Below are 21,914 nucleotides of genomic sequence, written 5' to 3'. Positions count from 1 at the left end.
GTTCGACCCCGGCCGCCGGTATAGTAAAGAGCTAAGGAACGTAGTTAATCTTCGTTCCTTTTTTATATTATTTTTGCTATAATAATAGTTATTCAAATTTTATTTAGATTATGAAAGTGTAGGGAAGTATGTCTCGTTCTATCGATTTATTAAAACATCGGTATTTGAAAAATATTAAAGAAAACCCTGAATTGTTTGTTGGGATTGAGCTGGAATATCCTGTTGTAAACTTGGAAGGGGATGCTACAGATGTTGAAGTTATAAAAGATTTATTTCATTATTTACTTTCCTCTCTGGATTTCACTGTAGAAAAGGTAGATGATTTTGGCAATCCGATCCAGTTAGTGGATCCGATAAGTCAGGATGCTATTTTATTTGAAGTTTCCTATACAACGATTGAGTTTGCATTTGGTAAGGCTGAAACAATTCAAGAGGTCGAAAATCGTTTTAACAATTATATGGTAGTGATCCAGAAAAAGTTAGCTGAATCAAATCATGCTATCGTTGGCTGCGGTATTCATCCTAACTGGGATAAAAATGAGAATTGTCCAGTGGCTTATCCACGGTATCGCATGCTGATGGACTATTTGAATTTGAGTAGAAATGTGACTAAATCAGACTTGCATCATTTCCCTGAATATGGTGCTTTTATCTGCGGGAGTCAGGTTCAGCTGGATGTTTCAAAATCCAATTACTTACGTGTGATGAATGCTTTTACCCAAATTGAAGCAGTTAAGGCTTATTTATTTGCCAATTCTGAGTTTTCAGGTGCGGATTGGGATACCAAAATTTCAAGGGATATTTTCTGGGAAGAATCGATGCATGGTATCTATCCAGAGAATGTTGGTGTCAATGCTAGCCTCTTTAAAGATGAGGATGATTTTTTTGATTATCTAGATCATTCTGCAATTTTTACTGCGGAACGTGATGAACAAACCTTTTATTTTTATCCGATTCAGGCAAGGGCCTATTTGGCTACACCTGAAATCCAAGCATATGCACTTAATGGGGATGTGGTTCTGATTTATCCTCAAGAGAAGGATTTTGAAACCCATCGTAGTTATCAGTACCAAGACTTAACGACTCGCGGAACAGTTGAGTTTCGTAGTGTGTGTACTCAGCCTTTTGATAGAACTTTTGCTTCTGCAGCTTTTCACTTGGGATTATTAGTTAATTTAGAGAAACTTGAATCTTACTTAGAAATCGCACCTTTCTTTAAAGCATTTGGAAGAAATTATAAGTCTTTAAGGCGACAATTTTCTAAGAAAAAGCTAACATATGAGGAGAAAACTGCGATTATTGAATTTTCCAAAGACTTACTCCTGCTAGCTGAGGAAGGGCTAGTGATGAGAAATAAGCAAGAAACGACTTATTTACAGCCTTTGAAAGAAGAATTGAGCCTATAATTTTTCTTATAAAGGGAGAATTTTCTGAAAAATCATGATATAATGGATGAGACTATAGATAAAGGATAGAGAGTAATGACATTAGTTTATCAATCAACGCGTGATGCCAATAATACAGTAACTGCTAGCCAAGCTATTTTGCAAGGTTTGGCGACGGACGGCGGTTTGTTTACACCGCTTACTTATCCAAAGATAGATTTGGACTTTGACAAATTGAAAGATGCTTCTTACCAGGAAGTTGCTAAGATAGTTTTGTCAGCATTTTTAGATGACTTTACAGCTGAGGAGTTGGACTACTGTATCAACAATGCCTACGATAGCAAGTTTGATACTCCAGCTATCGCGCCTTTGGTGAAATTAGACGGCCAATACAACTTGGAACTGTTCCATGGTTCAACGATTGCCTTTAAGGATATGGCCTTGTCTATTTTGCCATACTTTATGACGACTGCTGCTAAGAAACATGGTTTGGAGAACAAGATTGTTATCTTGACAGCGACATCTGGTGATACTGGAAAAGCTGCTATGGCGGGATTTGCGGATGTACCTGGTACTGAGATTATCGTCTTTTATCCAAAGGATGGTGTCAGTAAGGTACAAGAGTTGCAAATGACCACTCAGACTGGCGACAATACTCATGTTATTGCTATTGATGGTAACTTTGACGATGCGCAAACAAATGTGAAGCACATGTTTAACGACGTGGCTCTTCGTGAAAGATTAGCGGCCAACAAGTTGCAATTTTCATCTGCTAACTCTATGAACATTGGTCGTTTGGTGCCACAGATTGTCTACTATGTGTATGCTTACGCTCAGTTGGTCAAGACTGGTGAGATTGTGGCTGGTGATAAGGTCAATTTCACAGTACCAACAGGAAACTTTGGAAATATTTTGGCTGCCTTTTATGCCAAACAAATCGGTCTCCCAGTTGGTAAATTGATCTGTGCTTCAAATGACAACAATGTTTTGACAGACTTCTTTAAAACTCGTGTCTATGATAAGAAACGTGAGTTTAAAGTAACAACTAGTCCATCTATGGATATTTTGGTATCTTCAAACTTGGAGCGCTTGATTTTCCATCTTTTAGGAAATGATGCGGTTAAGACAGCTGAACTTATGAATGCCTTGAACACGCAAGGACAATATGAGTTGACAGACTTTGATGCAGAGATTCTTGACCTCTTTGCAGCTGAATATGCGACTGAGGAAGAAACAGCGGCAGAAATCAAGCGAGTTTATGAGTCAGATTCTTATATCGAGGATCCACATACGGCGGTTGCCTCTGCAGTTTATAAGAAATACCAAACGGCTACTGGCGATGCGACTAAGACAGTGATTGCATCAACAGCTAGTCCATACAAGTTCCCAGTAGTTGCAGTAGAAGCTGTAACAGGGAAAGTTGGCTTGACTGACTTTGAAGCCTTGGCTCAATTACATGAAATCTCAGGAGTGGCTGTGCCACCTGCAGTTGATGGGCTTGAAACAGCTCCTGTTCGTCATAAGACAACAGTGGCAGCTACTGATATGCAAGCAGCAGTTGAGGATTATCTAGGACTTTAAGACAGAGGGAGTAAACTCGGTTGGGAAACCAACTGAGTTTCTTTTCATAAGGAGGAAGGATTGTTTAAGAAAAATAAAGACATTCTTAATATTGCCTTACCAGCTATGGGCGAAAACTTTTTGCAGATGCTCATGGGGATGGTGGATAGTTACTTGGTAGCCCACTTGGGTTTGATAGCTATTTCGGGTGTATCAGTAGCTGGCAATATTATCACGATTTATCAGGCGATTTTCATCGCTCTGGGAGCTGCTATTTCCAGTGTTATTTCAAAGAGTTTAGGGGAGAAGAATCAGTCTAAGCTAGCCTACCATGTGACTGAGGCGTTGAAGATTACCTTACTATTAAGTTTCCTTTTAGGATTTTTGTCCATTTTCGCTGGGCAAGAGATGTTAGGACTTTTGGGAACTGAACAGACTGTGGCCGAAAGTGGAGGACTCTATCTATCTTTGGTAGGTGGTTCGATTGTTCTCTTAGGTTTGATGACGAGTCTGGGAGCCTTGATTCGTGCAACGCATAATCCACGTCTGCCCCTCTATGTGAGTCTTTTATCCAATGCTTTGAATATTCTTTTTTCAAGTCTAGCTATTTTTGTTCTGGATATGGGGATAGCTGGTGTTGCTTGGGGGACTATTCTGTCTCGTTTGGTTGGTCTTGTGATTTTGTGGTCACAATTAAAACTGCCTTATGCGAAGCCAACTTTTGGTTTAGATAAGGAACTGTTGACCTTGGCTTTACCAGCAGCTGGAGAACGTCTCATGATGCGGGCTGGAGATGTCGTGATCATTGCCTTGGTTGTTTCTTTTGGGACGGAGGCAGTGGCTGGAAATGCAATCGGAGAAGTTTTGACCCAGTTTAACTATATGCCTGTCTTTGGCGTAGCTACGGCAACGGTCATGCTGGTGGCCCGAGCAGTTGGAGAGAATAATTGGAAAAGAGTCGCTAGTTTGAGCAAACAAACCTTTTGGCTTTCTCTGATTCTCATGTTGCCTTTGACCTTTAGTATCTATGCCTTGGGTGTACCATTAACTCATCTCTATACGACTGATCCTCTAGCGGTGGAGGCCAGTGTTCTAGTAACACTTTTTTCACTACTTGGAACCCCTATGACGACAGGAACAGTCATCTATACGGCAGTCTGGCAGGGTTTGGGCAATGCTCGGCTTCCCTTTTATGCGACAAGTATAGGAATGTGGTGTATCCGCATTGGAACAGGATATCTGATGGGAATTGTGCTTGGTTGGGGCTTGCCCGGTATTTGGGCCGGAACTCTTTTGGATAATGGTTTTCGTTGGTTATTTCTACGTTACCGTTACCAGCGTTATATGAGCTTGAAAGGATAGGAAATGCAAAAAACAGCTTTTATTTGGGATTTAGACGGGACTTTATTGGACTCTTACGAAGCGATTTTGTCAGGGATTGAGGAGACTTTTGCTCAGTTTGCTATTCCTTATGATAAGGAGAAGGTGAGAGAGTTTATCCTCAAGTATTCGGTGCAAGATTTGCTTGTGCGGGTGGCAGAAGAGAGAAAGTTGTATGTGGAAGTGCTAAATCAGGTGCGTGCCCAGAGTTTGGCTGAGAAGAATGCTCAGGTAGTTTTGATGCCAGGTGCGCGTGAGGTGTTGAATTGGGCAGACCAAGTAGGGATTCAGCAATTTGTTTACACTCATAAGGGAGACAATGCTTTTACCATTCTAAGAGACTTGGGGTTGGAATCCTATTTTACGGAGATTATAACCAGTCAGAGTGGCTTTGCGCGCAAGCCAAGTCCAGAAGCAGCTACCTATCTGATAGACAAGTATCAGTTGAATCTTGATAATACTTATTATATAGGAGATCGAACTTTGGATGTGGAATTTGCCCAGAATAGTAGGATTCAAAGTATCAATTTTTTAGAGTCGACTTATGAAGGCAATCACAGGATTCAAGCCTTAGCAGATATTTCCCGTATTTTTGAGGCTGAGCGATAAAAAGATTGTGTCAGTTTTGTGACAGAGACCTAACAAACTATTTCAAGTAATCGAGTTTATTACAAGGAATAGACAGTTCTGTTAAATAGGCCCGAGAGGGCTTTTTTTCTGCATTTTTTGTGTTATCATAGTCAGGTACTCATTTGAAAGGAATTTGAAAGAATGAAGAAAAGAATGTTATTAGCCTCAACAGTAGCCTTGTCATTTGCCCCAGTATTGGCAACACAAGCAGAAGAAGTTCTTTGGACTGCACGTAGTGTTGAGCAAATCCAAAACGATTTGACTAAAACGGACAACAAAACAAGTTATACCGTTCAGTATGGTGATACCTTGAGCACCATTGCAGAGGCCTTGGGTGTAGATGTCACAGTTCTTGCGAATTTGAATAAAATCACGAATATGGACTTGATTTTCCCAGAAACTGTTTTGACAACGACTGTCAATGAAGCAGAAGAAGTAACGGAAGTTGAAATCCAAACTCCTCAAGCAGACTCTAGTGAAGAGGTGATAACTGCGACAGCAGATTTGACAACCAATCAAGTAACCGTAGATGATCAAACTGTTCAAGTTGCAGATCTTTCTCAACCGATTGCAGAAGCTCCAAAAGAAGTAGCATCAAATTCAGAAGTTGCAGAGACAGTGACTGCTGCAGAAGAAGTAGCACCATCTACAGAGACTTTTACCCCAGAGGAGCAAACAACCGAAACAAGTAGTGCAGTTGCAGAAGCAGCTCCTCAGGCAACGACTCCAGCTGAGAAAGATGAAACTCAAGCAAGCCCTCAGGCTGAGTCAACAGTGGAAACAACTACAACTCCAGTAGAAGAAAAAGCAATAGAAACAACTGCAACAAGTTTAGAAGAAGTAAAAGAAGTAGCATCAAGTGAAGCTACACCAGCAGTTTCTACTTATCAACCAGAAGAGAAGAAAACAGTTTCAACAACTTACGCAGCTCCAGCTGCGCCCGATTATGCTGGACTTGCGGTAGTGAAATCTGAAAATGCAGGCCTCCAACCACAAACAGCTGCCTTTAAAGAAGAAATCGCCAACTTGTTTGGCATCACATCCTTTAGTGGTTACCGTCCAGGAGACAGCGGAGATCACGGAAAAGGTTTGGCTATCGACTTTATGGTACCAGAAAGCTCAGAACTAGGGGATAAGATTGCAGAATACGCTATTCAAAATATGGCTAGCCGTGGAATTAGTTACATCATCTGGAAACAACGTTTCTATGCTCCATTCGATAGCAAATATGGACCAGCTAATACTTGGAATCCAATGCCAGACCGTGGTAGTGTGACAGAAAACCACTATGACCATGTTCACGTTTCAATGAATGGATAAACCAGACTTGGTAATATCATTTTGACGAATGAGATCTAGCTTTCGTGATAGGGAGCAAGTCTCGTTCGTTTTTTCTTTGTCAATTTGAATGAAAGTTACCATTTTGTAATGATTGAAGCAACATTCTTGCAATTTATTTTACTTCGTATTATAATTGATTAGTCAACTATTGATAAATCAAGAAAAAGAGGAAAGAAATGTTAGAGATTCAAGATTTACTGTATCAACTCCGCTTGTCTGAGCAAGCGAGTACGCAATTGTTTGAAAAAAGACTTGGTATTAGTTTGACACGGTATCAGATTTTACTGTTTTTACTGGAGAATTCTCCCTGTAATCAAATGGCAGTTCAGGAGCGTTTGCAGATTGATCAGGCTGCCTTGACACGACATTTCAAGATTTTGGAAAAGGAAGGTTTGGTGGAGCGTCATCGCAATCCTGACAATCAGCGAGAAGTGTTGGTAGAGGCTACGAAGTATGCCAAGGAGCAGTTAGTGATGAATCCGCCTCTGCAGCATATCAAGGTTAAGGAAGCGATGGAAAGTATCTTAACAGATTCTGAGAGAACAGATCTCAGCCGTTTATTAAATAAATTGGTTTTAGGTATTGAAAATATAGAAATTTAAGAAGAAATAGATGTCAATTATGACAATCATTTTAGCAACGGTTGTTGCTTTGGAGCATTTTTACATTTTTTATTTGGAAAGTATTGCAACGCAATCAGATGCGACTAGTCGTGTCTTTAACATGGAAAAGGAAGAACTGGCTCGTCGGTCAGTAAGTTCATTGTTTAAAAATCAAGGGATTTATAATGTTCTGCTAGGAGTCTTTCTCCTGTATGGGATTTATTTCTCACAGAATTTAGAAATTGTGACTATTTTTGTTTTATTTGTGATTGGGGCGGCGGCTTATGGCTCTCTCACAGCAGATAAAAAAATTATTTTAAATCAAGGAGGGCCAGCTATTTTGGCCTTGATTAGTATTTTTCTCTTTAAATAAGTTTAAAGATCAATCTTAGTCTCTCTAGTCCTTTTTACTCCAGAATAAGGGAAATATGTTATACTTGTTTTATTGTCGGAAAAAGAGTTTCATGGAATTGGTTGTAAGGAGTTAGAAATGAAAGTATTGGTGACAGGTTTTGAGCCCTTTGGAGGGGAAAAGGTTAATCCAGCTTTAGAGGCCGTTAAAGGTTTACCAGCTGAAATCCATGGCGCTGAGGTCCGTTGGCTAGGAGTGCCAACAGTCTTTCACAAATCGGCCCAAGTGTTGGAAGAAGAGATGAGTCGTTATCAACCTGATTTTGTCCTTTGTATCGGGCAAGCGGGTGGAAGAACTAGCTTGACGCCTGAACGAGTGGCCATTAACCAAGACGATGCACGCATTCCTGATAATGATGGCAATCAACCGATTGACCTTCCCATTCGCCCAGATGGTGCTTCGGCCTACTTTAGTAGTTTGCCGATTAAAGCGATGGTTCAAGCTATAAAAAAAGAGGGATTGCCGGCCTCTGTTTCCAATACGGCAGGTACTTTTGTCTGCAATCATTTGATGTATCAGGCCCTCTATTTGGTAGAAAAGAAATTTCCACATGTTAAGGCAGGTTTTATGCATATTCCTTATATGATGGAACAGGTGGTGAATCGACCGACTACTCCAGCTATGAGTTTAGTGGATATTAGGCGAGGGATAGAAGCGGCAATCGGCGCCATGATAGAACATGGAGATCAGGACCTCAAGTTGGTAGGCGGAGAAACTCATTGATAGAAAAAAGCGGCTTGAGGGGTTACCTTCAAGCTTTTGGACGTTTTCGAGCCAGTACTGCTCGGTAAAAAATCATTTTATTGATTTGAATGTAGGGTAGGAGTGAGAAACTAGCAATTCCAAAGGTAATCCAATTGAGGAAATACCAAGGAAGGAGTTGTAAGTCTAGGACAAAGCGTTGAAACTTGTAGCCTTTCATTAAGAAACGGCTGGTTTTTAGGATTTGTCCTGGTTTGGCTTGTCCTAAGTCTAGGGTGTCACAGAGGAGAAATTCTACCTGCGAATAGGCATAGTATTGTGGAATATAGAGACTATTTCCTACAACCATCAAGAGGATACTTGCTAGAAAGTAAAGACCAAAGGTCATGAGGAAGCGTTCCGTTTCAACTGATGAGAGATCTAGATTTGGAAACTCAGGATGTAGGGTGACGAATTTTTTGGCTAAAAAGCTACTATAAAAGAGGAAGTAAATCCCAAGTAAATTAGGGATACTCCATAAAAAGAGATAGAAACGTTTGAGAAGTAGGGTCAAAAAGGTTTGAGAAAAGAGCTCCTCATCAAAGAGAGCTAGGCTGTTTTTTACAGATGGCTCCGTTTTAGAATCTTTCATGAGTGTCAGTGTTGCATAGACGGAACTGGTCAAAAGAATAGTCCCGATAAAGGAGACTAGTAGAGGAAAGAGGTAGGCTTGAAGTATTTGACCAAGTATGCTGAAAAATGGTTGTTCTAAAACAGTCCCGTGGATCCGAGATAAGGGATTAAGAAAACCAGATAAGATGACCAGCATACTGGGAAGGATATAGAGGAGAAAGAGACGGGGGGTGTCAGCCTGAAAATGTTTTGACTCCTGACGAATTGTTTTTAAATCAATTTTTGGATAGTTCATTCTCTTATTATACCATAGTTCGTGACAGTTCCGGCTTTTTTTGATAAAATCATACAGTATGCCCTTGGGCACAAAGTATGAACTGGGACTGTCTTTCCCAGCTTCGGAGGTAAAAAATGTCAGATTCACCAATCAAATATCGTTTGATTAAGAAAGAAAAACACACGGGAGCTCGTCTGGGGGAAATCATCACTCCCCACGGTACCTTCCCAACACCTATGTTTATGCCAGTTGGAACTCAAGCCACTGTCAAAACTCAGTCGCCTGAAGAATTGAAGGAGATGGGTTCGGGAATTATCCTATCAAACACCTATCATCTCTGGCTTCGCCCTGGAGATGAACTCATCGCACGCGCAGGTGGTCTCCACAAGTTCATGAATTGGGATCAACCAATTTTGACAGATAGTGGTGGTTTTCAGGTTTATTCCTTAGCAGATAGCCGTAATATCACAGAAGAAGGCGTAACTTTTAAAAACCATCTCAATGGTTCTAAGATGTTCCTATCACCAGAAAAAGCCATCTCTATTCAGAATAATTTGGGCTCAGACATCATGATGTCCTTTGACGAATGTCCTCAGTTTTATCAGCCTTATGACTACGTTAAGAAATCAATCGAGCGTACCAGTCGTTGGGCTGAGCGTGGTTTGAAGGCTCACCGTCGTCCACATGACCAAGGTTTGTTTGGGATTGTGCAGGGGGCAGGATTTGAAGACTTGCGTCGCCAATCAGCTCATGACCTTGTCAGCATGGACTTTCCAGGTTACTCTATCGGTGGTTTGGCGGTGGGAGAAACCCACGAAGAGATGAATGCAGTCTTGGACTTTACAACTCAACTGCTGCCTGAAAATAAACCTCGCTATTTGATGGGTGTGGGAGCGCCAGATAGCTTGATTGATGGGGTGATTCGTGGTGTAGATATGTTTGACTGTGTCTTGCCGACTCGTATCGCTCGTAATGGGACTTGTATGACCAGTCAGGGACGTTTGGTTGTCAAAAATGCCCAGTTTGCTGAGGACTTTACGCCACTGGATCCTGAGTGTGATTGCTACACATGTAAGAACTACACACGCGCTTATCTTCGTCACCTGCTCAAGGCTGATGAAACCTTTGGTATCCGCTTGACTAGCTACCACAATCTTTACTTCTTGCTTAACCTGATGAAGCAAGTACGACAAGCCATCATGGATGACAATCTCTTGGAATTCCGTGAGTATTTTGTGGAAAAATATGGCTATAATAAGTCAGGCCGTAATTTCTAAAATGGAATTGATATAAGCTAAAAATCCTAAGTTTTCTCTTGGGATTTTTCTTCTTTTTTTGATAGAATAAAGTGTATAATGAAAGGGAGAATAAACTCGTATGCGCATTAAATGGTTTTCCTTGATTAGGATTACAGGTTTACTACTGGTACTCTTGTATCATTTCTTTCAGACCATCTTTCCTGGAGGATTTTTCGGGGTGGATGTCTTTTTCACATTTTCAGGATTTCTGATTACGGCTCTACTCATCGAAGAATTTTCTAAAAAACATGAGATTGATTTGATAGGATTTTTTAGGAGACGATTTTATCGGATTGTGCCACCTGTGGTTTTGATGGTCTTGGTAACCATGCCCTTTACCTTCCTAGTTCGCCAAGACTATGTTGCTGGAATTGGAGGTCAGATTGCGGGTGTCTTAGGCTTTATGACCAACTTCTACGAACTCCTAACAGGTGGGAGTTATGAATCTCAGTTCATTCCTCATTTGTTTGTTCATAATTGGAGTTTGGCTGTGGAGGTTCATTACTATATTCTATGGGGATTAGCAGTTTGGTTCTTATCCAAACAGGCTAAATCAAATGGTCAGTTGAGGGGAATGGTCTTTCTTTTATCTGCCGCTGCCTTCTTGATTAGCTTCTTCTCCATGTTTATTGGTAGTTTTCTAGTGACCTCTTATTCCTCTGTTTACTTCTCCAGTTTAACTCATGTCTATCCATTCTTTTTGGGAAGTATCCTAGCAACTATCGTAGGCGTGCGTCAGACTACTTCCCTAGTTAAGCAGTTGGATAAAATCTGGGATTTACGAAAGACCCTGTTGATTTTTGCAGGAGGTTTTGGCTTCTTACTCATTTTGACCTTCTTTGTCAAATTCACCTATCTTTTTGCCTATCTTATAGGCTTCTTGCTTGCCAGTCTTGCAGCCCTTGCTATGATTCTGGCGGCGCGTGTCTTACATGAAAAGACTCCTCATGTGCAGGAACCAAAGATGATCAGTTTTTTAGCAGATACTAGCTATGCGGTTTATCTCTTCCATTGGCCTTTCTATATCATATTCTCACAGTTGACATCAAATCTTTTTGCTGTGTTATTAACTTTGATTTGTTCTTATGGATTCGCCAGTCTTTCATTTTATGTATTGGAGCCGTGGATTGCAGGCAAGAACACACCTGTTTTACAAACTCTTCGTCCCCTGCCTTATATTCACACAATTCTTGCGACAAGTACAGGAATCTTGGCCTTCATTGTCCTCTTAGTGACTTTCTTGGCACCACAAGTGGGAGCGTTTGAGACAGACTTAACTGTCAATGGTTTGAAGCAAGCTGCTAGTAATATTGCCCAAACAAAAGTGATGGCAGAACGAGCAGAAGCTGATAGTTTGGGGATTGCTGATGGCACTATGTTAATTGGTGACTCGGTGGCTTTAAGGGCAAATACAGCTTTGCAGACAGCCCTTCCAGGAGCACAGATAAATGCTCAGGTCAGCAGAACAACCAAGAATGCCAATGAAATCATGCTAAACAATAGCCAGAATAAATTTTTACCTAAGATGGTGGTCATTGCGACTGGGGTAAATAATCCTGAAAATTACAAGGAAGACTGGGACAGTATCGTGAAAAATCTTCCTAAGGGCCATCATATGGTTTTGGTGACTCCTTATGAGGGAGATAAGACAAAAGAGACCTATGCCATCGTTGAGAAGGCGGCTGCATATATGAGAGAATTGGCAGAGAAGACTCCTTACGTCACGATAGCAGATTGGAATCAAGCCGCTAAGGAACATCCAGAAATCTGGGCAGGAACAGACCAAGTCCATTTCGGAAGTGACACTAGCACTATTGAAGCAGGAGCTAAATTGTATGCAGATACCATTGCTACAGCCTTGCAAACAGCTCAAGACAAACCAGTCAAATCAAAATAACGTGTATTTAAAAGAAAAGAGTTGGAGAAATCCAGCTCTTTTAAAATATCTCCAGAAAATAGGTCTATACCATTTACAAATGAATCAGAAAGGTTTATAATGTAATTGACATAATAAATATCAAAAGTAATCTTTTAAGGAGGTCATTATTATGCCTAATTACGTTAAAGCGGATCAGTTTTTTTATCCATTTGGCATTCGTCGCGGTGGGTACCTGGAACTTGTTGATGGCAAATTTGGGAAACATGTGGATCAAATTCCTGAAGGAGCAGAGGTTCTTGACTATACTGGTTATAGCATTGCACCAGGTCTTGTGGATACTCATATTCATGGATATGCAGGTGTAGATGTGATGGACAACAACATTGAAGGTACATTGCATACTATGAGTGAAGGACTTCTTAGTACCGGTGTTACCAGTTTCTTGCCCACAACTTTAACAGCCACTTATGAACAATTGCTTGCAGTCACTGAAAATCTTGGAAACCATTATAAAGAAGCAACAGGTGCTAAGATTCGTGGGATTTATTATGAAGGTCCATATTTCACAGAAACTTTTAAGGGGGCACAAAATCCAACTTATATGAGAGACCCGGGTGTTGAGGAGTTTCATTCTTGGCAGGATGCTGCAAAAGGGATGCTAAATAAAATCGCTATTGCACCAGAACGTGATGGGGTGGAAGATTTTGTACGTACTATTACAGGTGAAGGTGTGACAGTTGCACTTGGACACTCAGATGCGACATTTGAACAAGCTAAGAAGGCAGTTGATGCTGGAGCTAGTGTATGGGTACATGCCTATAATGGGATGCGTGGGTTGACTCACCGCGAACTGGGTATGGTTGGAGCCATGTATCAATTACCTCATACCTATGCAGAGTTGATCTGTGATGGCCATCACGTAGATCCAAAAGCCTGCGAAATTCTTATCAAACAAAAAGGGACAGAAAACATTGCCCTTATTACAGACTGTATGACAGCTGGTGGATTGGAAGACGGAGACTACATGTTGGGAGAATTCCCAGTTGTCGTTGCCAATGGAACTGCACGTCTCAAATCGACAGGTAATTTGGCAGGTTCTATCCTCAAACTCAAGGACGGTTTGAAGAATGTGGTTGAATGGGGAATTGCGAATCCACATGAAGCAGTCATGATGGCCAGCCTTAACCCAGCAAAATCTGTTCACATTGATGATGTTTGTGGCCAAATCCGTGAAGGCTATGACGCGGACTTTATCGTACTAGATAAAGATTTGGAATTGGTAGCAACCTACCTAGACGGTGTGAAACGTTATCAAGCATAAGAGAGAAGGCAGAAGTTAGAGACTAGCTTCTGCTTTTTTATGTATGGTGCTTTACTGGTAAACAAAAAAGTTAAAAAAATCACAAAAAATCTTGAACAAGCAAATGAAAAGGTTTACAATTGTATTATAAATAGTACAAATAAAAAAACGGAGGAGTGCTTTATGAAAGCCTATACTTATGTTAAACCAGGACTTGCTTCTTTTGTTGATGTAGACAAACCAGTTATTCGCAAGCCAACAGACGCTATTGTGCGTATCGTAAAAACCACTATTTGTGGAACAGACCTCCATATTATCAAAGGGGATGTTCCTGCTTGCCAAAGTGGTACCATTCTTGGTCACGAAGGGATTGGGATTGTTGAAGAAGTTGGGGAAGGAGTTTCTAACTTCAAAAAAGGCGACAAGGTCTTGATTTCTTGTGTTTGTGCCTGTGGTAAATGCTACTACTGTAAAAAAGGAATTTATGCCCACTGTGAAGACGAAGGGGGTTGGATTTTCGGTCACTTGATTGATGGTATGCAGGCTGAGTATCTACGTGTCCCTCATGCAGATAACACTCTTTACCACACTCCAGAAGACTTGTCAGATGAAGCCTTGGTTATGCTATCAGACATTCTGCCTACTGGATATGAAATTGGTGTCTTAAAAGGGAAAGTGGAACCTGGTTGCAGCGTAGCTATTATTGGTTCAGGACCAGTTGGATTAGCTGCTCTTTTGACAGCTCAATTCTATTCACCAGCTAAATTGATTATGGTAGACTTAGACGATAACCGCTTGGAAACTGCTGTATCATTTGGTGCGACTCACAAGGTTAATTCTTCAGACCCTGAAAAAGCCATTAAAGAAATTTATGATTTGACAGATGGCCGTGGTGTAGATGTCGCTATCGAAGCTGTTGGTATTCCTGCAACATTTGATTTCTGTCAAAAGATTATCGGTGTAGACGGAACAGTTGCCAACTGTGGTGTGCATGGTAAACCAGTCGAATTCGATTTGGACAAACTTTGGATTCGCAACATCAATGTAACAACTGGTTTGGTATCTACAAATACGACTCCACAATTGTTGAAAGCACTTGAAAGTCATAAGATTGAACCAGAAAAATTGGTAACTCACTATTTCAAACTCAGTGAAATTGAAAAAGCCTATGAAGTCTTCAGTAAGGCAGCAGACCACCATGCGATTAAGGTCATTATCGAAAACGACATTTCTGAAGCTTAGGAAATGAAAAATTTTTATCACATAAGCAAATAGAAATTCAGTCATCCATAAGATGGCTGGATTTTTTATCAAAAAATTAAGAAATGAGCATATTTCTTTCCTTGTTTAGCGGAATTGGTTATAATATACGGTACAAAGGAATGAATGAATATGTATCGTGTTATAGAAATGTACGGAGATTTTGAACCCTGGTGGTTCTTAGAAGGTTGGGAAGAAGACATTGTAGCAAGTAGAAAATTTGACCAGTATTATGATGCTCTCAAATACTACAAAACTTGCTGGTTTAGATTGGAACAAGAATCCCCTCTTTATAAAAGCAGAAGTGACTTGATGACCATTTTTTGGGATCCAGAAGACCAACGCTGGTGCGATGAATGTGATGAATATTTACAACAATACCATTCTTTGGCTCTTTTACAGGATGAGCAGGTTATTCCAGATGAAAAACTACGCCCAGGCTATGAAAAACAAACAGGTAAGGAAAGGCACCGTTCTTGCCGTATGAAATTAAAATAGAGAAAAAGTAACTTTTTTGGAGTTGCTTTTTTTATTTTCCCAAATCTTTGCGAATAGTATAGGTGAGGAGGTAAGTATGGTTCAAGAAATTGCACAAGAAATCATTCGTTCGGCCCGGAAAAAAGGAGCGCAAGACATTTATTTTGTTCCTAAGTTAGACGCTTATGAGCTTCATATGAGGGTGGGAGACGAGCGCTGTAAAATCGGTTGTTATGATTTTGAAAAATTTGCGGCAGTCATCAGTCACTTTAAGTTTGTGGCGGGTATGAATGTTGGAGAAAAGCGACGTAGTCAACTTGGTTCCTGTGATTATGCCTATGACCAGAAAATGGCGTCCTTACGTTTATCTACTGTAGGTGATTATCGAGGGCATGAGAGTTTAGTCATTCGCTTGTTGCATGATGAGGAGCAGGATTTGCATTTTTGGTTTCAGAATATTGACGAATTGGGTAAGCAGTACAGGCAACGGGGGCTCTATCTCTTTGCTGGTCCGGTCGGAAGTGGCAAGACGACTCTGATGCACGAATTGGCCAAGTCACTTTTTAAGGGACAACAAGTCATGTCCATTGAAGATCCGGTTGAGATCAAGCAGGACGACATGCTCCAGTTGCAGCTAAATGAAGCAATTGGACTGACCTATGAAAATCTGATTAAGCTTTCCTTACGTCATCGTCCTGATCTTTTGATTATCGGAGAAATTCGTGACAGCGAGACGGCGCGTGCAGTGGTCAGAGCTAGTTTGACAGGTGCGACAGTCTTTTCAACCATTCATGCCAAGAGTATTCGAGGTGTTTATGAGCGCCTGCTGGAGTTGGGTGTGAGTGAGGAGGAATTGGCAGTCGTTCTGCAAGGAGTCTGCTATCAGAGATTAATCGGGGGAGGAGGAATCGTTGACTTTGCAAACAAAGACTATCAAGAACACCAGCCAACTAGCTGGAATGAACAGATTGACCAGCTTCTTAAAGATGGACATATCACAAGTCTTCAGGCTGAAACGGAAAAAATTAGCTACAACTAAGCAAAAAAATATTATCACCTTGTTTAACAATCTTTTTTCCAGCGGTTTTCATCTGGTGGAGACCATCTCCTTTTTAGATAGGAGTGCTTTGTTGGACAAGCAGTGTGTGACTCAGATGCGCACGGGCTTGTCTCAGGGGAAATCATTCTCAGAAATGATGGCTAGTTTGGGATTTTCAAGTGCCATTGTCACTCAGTTATCCCTAGCGGAAGTCCATGGAAATCTCCACCTGAGTTTGGGAAAGATAGAAGAGTATCTGGACAATCTAGCCAAGGTCAAGAAAAAATTAATTGAAGTAGCGACCTATCCCTTGATTTTGCTGGGTTTTCTTCTCTTAATCATGCTGGGACTGCGGAACTACCTACTACCACAACTGGATAGTAGCAATATTGCCACCCAAATCATTGGTAATCTGCCACAAATCTTTCTAGGAATGGTAGGGTTTATTTCAGTAGGTGTCCTTTTAGCACTAACTTTTTATAAAAGAAGTTCTAAGATGCGCGTCTTTTCTATCCTAGCACGCCTTCCCTTTTTTGGAATCTTTGTGCAGACCTATTTGACAGCCTATTATGCGCGTGAATGGGGTAATATGATTTCGCAGGGGATGGAGCTGACGCAGATTTTTCAAATCATGCAGGAACAAGGCTCTCAGCTATTTAAAGAAATCGGTCAAGATCTAGCTCAAGCTCTGCAAAATGGTCGGGAATTTTCTCAAACCATAGCAACCTATCCTTTCTTTAGGAAGGAATTGAGTCTCATCATCGAGTATGGGGAAGTCAAGTCCAAGCTGGGTAGTGAGTTGGAAATCTATGCTGAAAAAACTTGGGAAGCCTTTTTTACCCGAGTCAATCGTACCATGAATCTGGTGCAGCCACTGGTCTTTATTTTTGTGGCTCTGATTATCGTTTTACTTTATGCGGCAATGCTAATGCCCATGTATCAAAATATGGAGGTAAATTTTTAACATGAAAAAAATGATGACATTCTTGAAAAAAGCTAAGGTTAAAGCTTTCACTCTGGTAGAGATGTTGGTGGTCTTGCTCATCATCAGTGTGCTTCTCTTGCTCTTTGTACCTAATTTGACCAAGCAAAAAGAGGCGGTCAATGACAAAGGAAAAGCTGCTGTTGTTAAGGTGGTGGAAAGCCAGGCAGAGCTTTATAGCTTAGCTAAAAATGAAGAGGCTAGCCTAAGAAAGTTACAAGACGATGGACGCATCACAGAAGAACAGGCTAAAGCTTATAATGAATACTATGCTAAAAATGGAGGAGCAAATCGTAAAATCAATGATTAAGGCTTTTACTATGCTGGAAAGTCTTCTAGTTTTGGGACTTGTAAGTATGATTGCCTTGGTCTTGTCAGGCTCTGTACAGTCCACTTTTGCGGCGGTAGAGGAGCAAATTTTCTTTATGGAGTTTGAAGAACTCTATAGGGAAACCCAAAAACGCAGTGTAGCCAGTCAGCAAAAGACTAGTCTGAACTTAGATGGGCAGACGATTAGCAATGGCAGTCAAAAGCTGACAGTTCCTAAAGGAATTCAGGCGCCATCAGGACAAAGTATCACATTTGACCGTGCTGGGGGCAATTCGTCCCTGGCTAAGGTTGAATTTCAGACCAGTAAAGGAGCGATTCGCTATCAATTATATCTAGGAAATGGAAAAATTAAACGCATTAAGGAAACAAAAAATTAGGGCAGTGATTTTACTGGAAGCAGTGGTTGCTTTAGCTATCTTTGCCAGCATTGCGACCCTCCTTTTGGGACAAATTCAGAAAAATAGGCAAGAAGAAGCAAAAATCTTGCAAAAGGAAGAAGTCTTGAGGGTAGCTAAGATGGCTCTGCAGACAGGTCAAAATCATGTAAGCATCAACGGAGTTGAGATTCAGGTATTTTCTAGTGAAAAGGGATTGGAGGTCTACCATGGTTCAGAACAGTTGTTGGCTATCAAAGAGCCATAAGGTCAAGGCTTTCACCTTGTTGGAATCCCTGATTGCCCTCATTGTCATCAGTGGAAGTTTACTCCTATTTCAGGCCATGAGTCAGCTCCTCATTTCAGAAGTTCGTTACCAGCAGCAAAGCGAGCAAAAAGAGTGGATCTTGTTTGTGGATCAGTTGGAGGCGGAATTAAATCGTTCGCAATTCGAAAAAGTGGAGGGCAATCGCTTATACATGAAGCAAGATGGCAAGGACATCGCCATCGGTAAGTCAAAGTCAGACGATTTTCGGAAAACCGATGCCAGTGGACGGGGTTATCAACCTATGGTTTATGGCCTCAAATCCGCTCAAATTACAGAGGACAATCAAGTGGTTCGTTTTCGTTTCCAGTTTCAGAAAGGCTTAGAAAGGGAGTTCATCTATCGTGTGGAAAAAGCAAAAAGTTAAGGCAGGAGTTCTCCTCTATGCAGTCACTATGGCAGCCATCTTTAGTCTTTTGTTGCAATTTTACTTGAACCGACAAGTCGCCCACTATCAAGACTATGCTTTGAATAAAGAAAAATTGGTTGCTTTTGCTATGGCTAAACGAACCAAGGATAAAGCCGAGCAAGAAAGTGGAGAACAGGTCTTTAACCTAGGTCAGGTAAGCTATCAAAACAAGAAAACAGGCTTGGTGACGACGGTTCGTACGCCTAAGAGCCAATATGAGTTCCTATTTCCTTCAGTCAAAATCAAAGAAGAGAAAAGAGATAAAAAGGAAGAAGTAGCGACTGATTCAAGCGAAAAAGCGGAGAAGAAAAAATCAGACGAGAAGTCTGAAAAGAAAGAGAATTCCTAGCCAATCAAGCTACTTTGTGCTAAACTAAAGATATGAAACATGATTTTAACCACAAAGCAGAAACTTTCGATTCCCCTAAAAACATCTTCCTTGCAAACTTGGTTTGTCAAGCAGTCGAGAAACAGATTGATCTTCTATCAGACAAAGAAATTTTGGATTTCGGTGGAGGAACGGGTCTGTTAACCTTGCCTCTGGCAAAACAAGCCAAGTTCGTCACTCTTGTAGATATTTCGGAGAAAATGCTGGAGCAAGCTCGTTTGAAAGCGGAGCAGCAAGACATCAAGAATATCCAGTTTTTGGAGCAAGATTTACTGGCAACTCCCTTGGAGCAAGAGTTTGATCTTATTGTTGTTTGTCGGGTTCTTCATCATATGCCTGATTTGGATGCGGCTCTCTCACTGTTTCATCAACATCTGAGGGAAGATGGACAACTCCTACTTGCTGACTTTACCAAGACAGAAGCTAACCATCATGGATTTGAATTGGCTGAACTGGAAAACAAGCTAACCCAGTTTGGTTTTTGGAGCATTGACAGTCAGATTCTTTACAGTGCTGAAGACCTGTTTCAAGGAAATTACTCAGAACTCTTTTTAACAGTAGCCCAAAAATCACTCGCCTAGTCAGGAAGTGATTTTTTATAACGATGGAAAAAAGAAGGGAAATTTGATAAGATAGGAATATGGATTTTGAAAAAATTGAACAAGCTTATACCTATTTACTAGAGAATGTCCAAGTCATCCAAAGTGATTTGGCGACCAACTTTTATGACGCCTTAGTGGAGCAAAATAGCATCTATCTGGATGGCGAGACTGAGCTAAATCAGGTCAAAGACAACAATCAGGCTCTTAAGCGTTTAGCACTACGCAAAGAAGAATGGCTCAAGACCTACCAGTTTCTCTTGATGAAGGCTGGGCAGACAGAGCCCCTGCAGGCCAATCACCAGTTTACACCAGATGCTATTGCTTTACTTTTGGTGTTTATTGTGGAGGAGTTGTTTACAGAGAAGGAAATCACTATCCTCGAAATGGGTTCTGGGATGGGAATTTTGGGCGCTACTTTCTTGACCTCGCTTGATAAAAAGGTGGATTATTTGGGAATGGAAGTGGATAATTTGCTGATTGATTTGGCAGCTAGCATGGCAGATGTAATTGGTTTGCAGGCTGGCTTTGTCCAAGGAGATGCCGTTCGTCCACAAATGCTCAAAGAAAGCGATGTGGTCATCAGCGACTTGCCGGTCGGCTATTATCCTGATGATGCCGTTGCGTCGCGCCATCAAGTTGCTTCTAGTCAAGAACATACTTACGCCCATCACTTGCTCATGGAACAAGGACTTAAGTACCTCAAGTCAGACGGATACGCTATTTTTCTAGCTCCGAGTGATTTGTTGACCAGTCCTCAAAGTAATTTGTTGAAAGGCTGGTTGAAAGAGGAAGCGAGTCTGGTTGCTATGATTAGTTTACCTGAAAATCTCTTTGCTAATGCTAAACAATCTAAGACTATTTTTATCCTACAGAAGAAAAGTGAAACAGCAGTAGAGCCTTTTGTTTATCCACTTGCTAGCTTGCAAGATGCAAGTGTTTTAATGAAATTTAAAGAAAATTTTCAAAAATGGACTCAAGGTACTGAAATATAAAATAGATTTTGTTATAATAGTTGAAAACGCTTAAAAGAGGTAATTGATAATGACAAAAACAATCGCAATAAATGCAGGAAGTTCAAGTTTGAAATGGCAATTATACTTAATGCCAGAAGAAAAAGTATTGGCGAAAGGTTTGATTGAACGTATCGGTTTGAAAGATTCAATTTCAACTGTAAAATTTGACGGCCGTTCTGAACAACAAATTTTAGATATTGAAAATCATACACAAGCTGTTAAAATCTTATTGGATGACTTGATTCGTTTCGATATTATCAAGGCTTATGATGAGATTACAGGTGTTGGACACCGTGTTGTTGCAGGTGGAGAATATTTCAAAGAATCAACAGTTGTTGAGGGGGATGTTTTAGAAAAAGTTGAAGAGTTGAGTTTGTTAGCTCCTCTACACAACCCAGCCAATGCAGCAGGTGTTCGTGCCTTCAAGGAATTGTTGCCAGACATTACCAGTGTAGTTGTGTTTGATACTTCCTTCCACACAAGTATGCCAGAGAAAGCTTATCGCTACCCTCTACCAACAAAATATTACACAGAAAACAAGGTTCGTAAATACGGTGCCCACGGCACAAGTCACCAGTTTGTAGCAGGAGAAGCTGCAAAACTATTGGGACGTCCATTAGAAGACTTGAAATTGATTACTTGCCACATCGGTAATGGTGCTTCTATTACAGCTGTTAAGGGTGGTCAATCTGTCGATACATCAATGGGCTTCACTCCACTTGGTGGTGTGATGATGGGTACTCGTACAGGGGATATTGACCCAGCTATCATTCCTTACTTAATGCAATATACAGAGGACTTTAATACTCCTGAAGACATTAGTCACGTCCTTAATCGTGAATCAGGACTAATGGGTGTTTCAGGTAAATCTAGTGATATGCGTGATGTGATTGCTGCGAAAGAAGCAGGAGATCATGATGCTACCTTGGCCTATGAAATCTATATTGATCGTATCCAAAAACATATCGGTCAGTACCTTGCAGTACTAAACGGAGCAGATGCCATTGTTTTCACAGCAGGTGTTGGTGAAAATGCAACCGATGTACGTGAAGATGTTATTTCAGGTATCTCTTGGTTTGGCTGTGATGTTGATCCAGAAAAGAATGTCTTTGGCGTGACAGGAGACATCTCAACAGATGCAGCTAAAATCCGTGTATTGGTTATTCCAACAGATGAAGAGCTAGTTATTGCCCGTGACGTTGAACGCTTGAAAAAATAAGTAAAACTAGTAAAAATATTCCGTACAAGGAGTTGGGAAAGTTATTTTTCCAGCTTCTTTTTCTGATGAAATTGTCCAAAACCTTGCTATGATTGGCTTTTTTGAAAAATATGGTATA

At 40.8% G+C, this 21,914-nt stretch carries 24 protein-coding genes; 23 read left to right on the top strand and 1 reads right to left on the bottom strand.

Annotation, left to right across the window (positions count from 1 at the left end):
- Window positions 1–128: 128 nt before the first annotated feature.
- From HT728_RS09255 to pcp, 8 genes are all read left to right on the top strand, one after another.
- Window positions 129–1,406 (top strand): gamma-glutamylcysteine synthetase, encoded by a 1,278-nt coding sequence (locus HT728_RS09255; RefSeq protein ID WP_173234910.1) that lies wholly within the window; start codon window positions 129–131, stop codon window positions 1,404–1,406.
- Between the two features lie 75 nt (window positions 1,407–1,481).
- Window positions 1,482–2,966, top strand: a complete 1,485-nt coding sequence (gene thrC, locus HT728_RS09250) for a threonine synthase (RefSeq protein WP_173234909.1) — start codon at window positions 1,482–1,484, stop codon at window positions 2,964–2,966.
- Window positions 2,967–3,026: 60 nt separating this feature from the next.
- Window positions 3,027–4,307, top strand: coding sequence for an MATE family efflux transporter (locus HT728_RS09245; protein ID WP_000473974.1), 1,281 nt, complete (start codon window positions 3,027–3,029; stop codon window positions 4,305–4,307).
- A gap of 3 nt (window positions 4,308–4,310) precedes the next feature.
- Window positions 4,311–4,934: an HAD family hydrolase gene (locus HT728_RS09240; protein WP_173234907.1), complete on the top strand. Its 624-nt coding sequence runs from the start codon at window positions 4,311–4,313 to the stop codon at window positions 4,932–4,934.
- Window positions 4,935–5,096: 162 nt separating this feature from the next.
- Window positions 5,097–6,275, top strand: coding sequence for a LysM domain-containing protein (locus tag HT728_RS09235; RefSeq protein WP_173234904.1), 1,179 nt, complete (start codon window positions 5,097–5,099; stop codon window positions 6,273–6,275).
- Window positions 6,276–6,472: 197 nt separating this feature from the next.
- Complete coding sequence (locus HT728_RS09230; protein ID WP_173234902.1) at window positions 6,473–6,898, top strand: MarR family winged helix-turn-helix transcriptional regulator; 426 nt, start codon at window positions 6,473–6,475, stop codon at window positions 6,896–6,898.
- Window positions 6,899–6,908: 10 nt separating this feature from the next.
- Window positions 6,909–7,271, top strand: coding sequence for a DUF1304 domain-containing protein (locus tag HT728_RS09225; RefSeq protein WP_173234900.1), 363 nt, complete (start codon window positions 6,909–6,911; stop codon window positions 7,269–7,271).
- Between the two features lie 117 nt (window positions 7,272–7,388).
- Window positions 7,389–8,033 (top strand): pyroglutamyl-peptidase I, encoded by a 645-nt coding sequence (gene pcp, locus HT728_RS09220; RefSeq protein WP_173234898.1) that lies wholly within the window; start codon window positions 7,389–7,391, stop codon window positions 8,031–8,033.
- A 28-nt stretch (window positions 8,034–8,061) separates the two neighbouring features.
- Here the strand turns inward: pcp and HT728_RS09215 are convergent, their stop codons facing one another.
- Window positions 8,062–8,919: a DUF975 family protein gene (locus HT728_RS09215; RefSeq protein ID WP_173234896.1), complete on the bottom strand. Its 858-nt coding sequence runs from the start codon at window positions 8,917–8,919 to the stop codon at window positions 8,062–8,064.
- A 116-nt stretch (window positions 8,920–9,035) separates the two neighbouring features.
- Here HT728_RS09215 and tgt point away from each other — a divergent pair, with 116 nt between their 5' ends.
- From tgt to HT728_RS09140, 15 genes are all read left to right on the top strand, one after another.
- Complete coding sequence (tgt, locus tag HT728_RS09210; protein ID WP_001285237.1) at window positions 9,036–10,178, top strand: tRNA guanosine(34) transglycosylase Tgt; 1,143 nt, start codon at window positions 9,036–9,038, stop codon at window positions 10,176–10,178.
- Between the two features lie 100 nt (window positions 10,179–10,278).
- Window positions 10,279–12,096, top strand: coding sequence for an acyltransferase family protein (locus HT728_RS09205; RefSeq protein WP_173234894.1), 1,818 nt, complete (start codon window positions 10,279–10,281; stop codon window positions 12,094–12,096).
- A 151-nt stretch (window positions 12,097–12,247) separates the two neighbouring features.
- On the top strand, window positions 12,248–13,399 hold the full coding sequence (gene nagA / locus HT728_RS09200; RefSeq protein ID WP_173234892.1) for an N-acetylglucosamine-6-phosphate deacetylase: 1,152 nt from the start codon (window positions 12,248–12,250) through the stop codon (window positions 13,397–13,399).
- 162 nt (window positions 13,400–13,561) lie between these two features.
- A complete protein-coding gene (locus HT728_RS09195) occupies window positions 13,562–14,620 on the top strand; it encodes a zinc-dependent alcohol dehydrogenase family protein (protein ID WP_000649461.1) in 1,059 nt (352 codons plus the stop codon).
- 150 nt (window positions 14,621–14,770) lie between these two features.
- Complete coding sequence (locus HT728_RS09190) at window positions 14,771–15,136, top strand: DUF1033 family protein (protein WP_000286413.1); 366 nt, start codon at window positions 14,771–14,773, stop codon at window positions 15,134–15,136.
- A 76-nt stretch (window positions 15,137–15,212) separates the two neighbouring features.
- Window positions 15,213–16,154 carry a competence type IV pilus ATPase ComGA gene (gene comGA, locus HT728_RS09185; RefSeq protein ID WP_173234890.1) on the top strand — a complete coding sequence of 314 codons (942 nt, stop codon included), beginning with the start codon at window positions 15,213–15,215 and terminating at the stop codon, window positions 16,152–16,154.
- Window positions 16,102–17,118: a competence type IV pilus assembly protein ComGB gene (gene comGB, locus HT728_RS09180; RefSeq protein ID WP_173234916.1), complete on the top strand. Its 1,017-nt coding sequence runs from the start codon at window positions 16,102–16,104 to the stop codon at window positions 17,116–17,118. The genes comGA and comGB overlap by 53 nt, the downstream gene beginning before the upstream one ends.
- A 1-nt stretch (window position 17,119) precedes the next feature.
- On the top strand, window positions 17,120–17,446 hold the full coding sequence (gene comGC, locus HT728_RS09175) for a competence type IV pilus major pilin ComGC (protein WP_173234888.1): 327 nt from the start codon (window positions 17,120–17,122) through the stop codon (window positions 17,444–17,446).
- Window positions 17,439–17,843, top strand: a complete 405-nt coding sequence (gene comGD, locus HT728_RS09170) for a competence type IV pilus minor pilin ComGD (RefSeq protein ID WP_275690530.1) — start codon at window positions 17,439–17,441, stop codon at window positions 17,841–17,843. Before comGC ends, comGD begins: the two co-directional genes overlap by 8 nt.
- Window positions 17,806–18,108, top strand: a complete 303-nt coding sequence (comGE, locus tag HT728_RS09165) for a competence type IV pilus minor pilin ComGE (RefSeq protein WP_188113899.1) — start codon at window positions 17,806–17,808, stop codon at window positions 18,106–18,108. Before comGD ends, comGE begins: the two co-directional genes overlap by 38 nt.
- On the top strand, window positions 18,071–18,532 hold the full coding sequence (comGF, locus tag HT728_RS09160) for a competence type IV pilus minor pilin ComGF (protein ID WP_173234886.1): 462 nt from the start codon (window positions 18,071–18,073) through the stop codon (window positions 18,530–18,532). The genes comGE and comGF overlap by 38 nt, the downstream gene beginning before the upstream one ends.
- Window positions 18,510–18,923 carry a competence type IV pilus minor pilin ComGG gene (comGG, locus tag HT728_RS09155; protein ID WP_173234884.1) on the top strand — a complete coding sequence of 138 codons (414 nt, stop codon included), beginning with the start codon at window positions 18,510–18,512 and terminating at the stop codon, window positions 18,921–18,923. Before comGF ends, comGG begins: the two co-directional genes overlap by 23 nt.
- A gap of 32 nt (window positions 18,924–18,955) precedes the next feature.
- Window positions 18,956–19,543 (top strand): class I SAM-dependent methyltransferase, encoded by a 588-nt coding sequence (locus HT728_RS09150; protein ID WP_173234882.1) that lies wholly within the window; start codon window positions 18,956–18,958, stop codon window positions 19,541–19,543.
- 59 nt (window positions 19,544–19,602) lie between these two features.
- Window positions 19,603–20,556 carry a class I SAM-dependent methyltransferase gene (locus HT728_RS09145; protein ID WP_173234880.1) on the top strand — a complete coding sequence of 318 codons (954 nt, stop codon included), beginning with the start codon at window positions 19,603–19,605 and terminating at the stop codon, window positions 20,554–20,556.
- A gap of 49 nt (window positions 20,557–20,605) precedes the next feature.
- Window positions 20,606–21,796: an acetate kinase gene (locus HT728_RS09140; protein ID WP_173234878.1), complete on the top strand. Its 1,191-nt coding sequence runs from the start codon at window positions 20,606–20,608 to the stop codon at window positions 21,794–21,796.
- Window positions 21,797–21,914 lie beyond the last annotated feature (118 nt).

This window comes from Streptococcus sp. 544 (genome assembly GCF_013277385.1).
In the GTDB taxonomy this organism is placed as follows: domain Bacteria; phylum Bacillota; class Bacilli; order Lactobacillales; family Streptococcaceae; genus Streptococcus; species Streptococcus mitis_BA.
This window is presented reverse-complemented; position numbering and strand designations above follow the sequence as displayed.